Origin of the sequence: Microbacterium sp. B19, assembly GCF_000333395.1 — a bacterium.
In the GTDB taxonomy this organism is placed as follows: domain Bacteria; phylum Actinomycetota; class Actinomycetes; order Actinomycetales; family Microbacteriaceae; genus Microbacterium.
In genome coordinates, this window is the sequence record NZ_BADA01000539.1 from 1 (window position 1) to 2,416 (window position 2,416).

The 2,416-nt window shown below is 75.2% G+C and carries 1 protein-coding gene; it reads left to right on the forward strand.

The window, feature by feature from the left end:
- Window positions 1-2,088 (forward strand): DEAD/DEAH box helicase (locus tag I5G_RS18295; RefSeq protein ID WP_022880346.1); only part of this gene is annotated, 2,088 nt, incomplete at its 5' end.
- Window positions 2,089-2,416 lie beyond the last annotated feature (328 nt).

Consider the following 2,416-nt stretch of genomic DNA (forward strand, 5'->3'; position numbering starts at 1 on the left):
CCTCGTGAATACGTCGAGGCGCGGGCCCTCGCCGCCGACCCCGTTGTCGAGGCCGCGCAGCGGGTGCTCGACGACCTGGCCGACTACAACCGTTACGACTGCGTCTCCACCCGCCGCCTGCGCGACTGGCTCGTCGAGCGCGCGCGCGAGGGCGGGGCCATGCCCGCGCGCGGCGCCGAACCCGACGAGCAGGCGTACGAGCCGTCCCCGCGCGCGACCGCGCTGCAGCGGTGGGCGGCCGACGCCGCCGAGCCCGACGCGACGGCCCTGCGCCTCGCCGCCGCCGCGATCGACTACTACCCGCGGGAAGAGAAGACCTACTGGGCGACGCACTTCCTTCGCCTGCGCGAGCCGGTGTCGATCTGGGAGGACACACGGGACGTCATCGTCGTGGACGCCGCGCGCTCCCGGGTCGTGGCGGACTGGCACATCGCGGAGTCGGGTCGCGGCGCCGAGCGTCGTCTCGTCGAGGTGCGCGGAGAGGTGGCTCCCGGCAGTCGCCTGACCGTGGATGCCGAGCCCTTCGCCGTCTACGACCTGCCGGCGCCGTTCCCCCTCGAGGTCCGTCCGCGCTGGATCCACGGCGCCCGCCGGGTGACGGTGCGGGAGGTGCTGGACGATGGCGCGATCATCGAGGAGGTCGCCGTCGACGGCGTGACGTGGGACACGTTCCCGCTCGCCCTCACGCCCCCGGCGCCACCGCGCGCGGGCAACCAGCAGAAGGCCATCGACGCCTGGGCGGATGCCGTGCTCGCCGCGTCCCCGACCCTCCCCGAGGGGCCCGCGGCCGACATCCTCCGTCGGCGCCCGCCGCGCACGCAGTCCGGCGTGCTCGCGCCCGTGACCGCGGTCGACGGCGGGTCGGGGGACGACGAGGTCACCGCGATCGCCCGCAGCGTCGCCGACCTCGACCACAGCTACCTCGCCGTCCAGGGCCCGCCGGGCACCGGCAAGACGTACGTCGGCTCCCACGTCATCGCGAGGCTCGTCGCCGAGCGCGGCTACCGCGTCGGGGTCGTGGCGCAGTCGCACGCGACGGTCGAGCACATGCTCGACCAGGTCATCGCGGCCGGTGTCCCCGCCGCGCGCGTGGGGAAGGCCCCGAAAGACCCGGGTGCGGAGCACTCCTTCACGGTTCTGCCGAAGAACGGCGTCCCCGCCTTCGCCGCCGAGAACGCCGCGCACGGATTCGTCGTCGGGGGGACGGCGTGGGACTTCAGCCACGAGGGCCGCATCCCGCGGGGGAGCCTCGACCTTCTCGTCATCGACGAGGCGGGGCAGTTCTCGCTGGCATCCACGATCGCCGTCTCGCTCGCGTCCGCACGGCTGCTGCTGCTCGGTGACCCGCAGCAGCTGCCGCAGGTGAGCCAGGGTACGCACCCCGAGCCGGTCGACACGTCGGCGCTCGGGTGGGTGATCGACGGGGCCGAGGTCGTCCCGGCGGAGTTCGGGTACTTCCTCGCCCGCACGCGCCGCATGCACCCGGCCGTCGCCGGGCCGGTGTCGCGGCTGTCGTACGAGGGGCGTCTCGCCGCCCACCCCTCGACGGCGTTGCGCACGCTCGCGGACGTGGAGCCGGGCCTGCATCCCGTCGCGGTCCGCCACCGCGGCAACGCGACGGCCTCACCCGAAGAGGCCGCGGCCGTCGTCGCCCTGGTCGCCGATCTCGTCGGCCGGGAGTGGGTCGGAGCCGACGGGGGAGCCGGCGACGACGCCGTCATCCACCCGCCGCGCCCGCTGCGCGCCGACGACATCATCGTGATCACGCCGTACAACGCGCAGCAGGTCGCCGTGGAGGAGGCGCTCGCCGCCGCGGGATACACCGACGTGCCGGTGGGCACCGTCGACCGGTTCCAGGGGAAGGAAGCGGTCGTCGCGATTCTCACCCTCGCCGCGTCCTCCGGGCGGGAGGCGCCGCGCGGGCTGGAGTTCCTGCTGCTGCGCAACCGCATCAACGTCGCGATCTCGCGGGCGATGCAGGCCGCCTACGTCCTGTACTCGCCGTCCCTGCTGGATGACCTCCCGCGCACGCCCGAGGGCGTGGCGCGTCTCAGCGCCTTCGCGCGCCTGGTCGGCGTCGGCGGCTGACGCCGAGGCGACGCGCTCACCCACCCACGCGACCCGCGCCGGCGCGGGTCGCGCCGGCGCGCTCGCGCCGCGGCGGCGTCATTCCGGTCGCTCTCGCTCCGTCGCGGCAGCGGCGCCGCTGCGCGTGTGTCTCGGGTTTGGGGCGTATTTCGCGCTTTGGGGCGCGAAACACCCGCCCCAAACCGCGGATCGCGCCCCAAACCCGAGGCGCCGGCCGTGCGGCTTCGCGCCGGCCGCGCGGCGTCGCGCCGGTCGCCGCGCGCGTCCGACCGCCCGCGCGTGTTTCGGGTTTGGGGCGTCTTTCGCGCGTTGGGGCGCGAACTCCGCC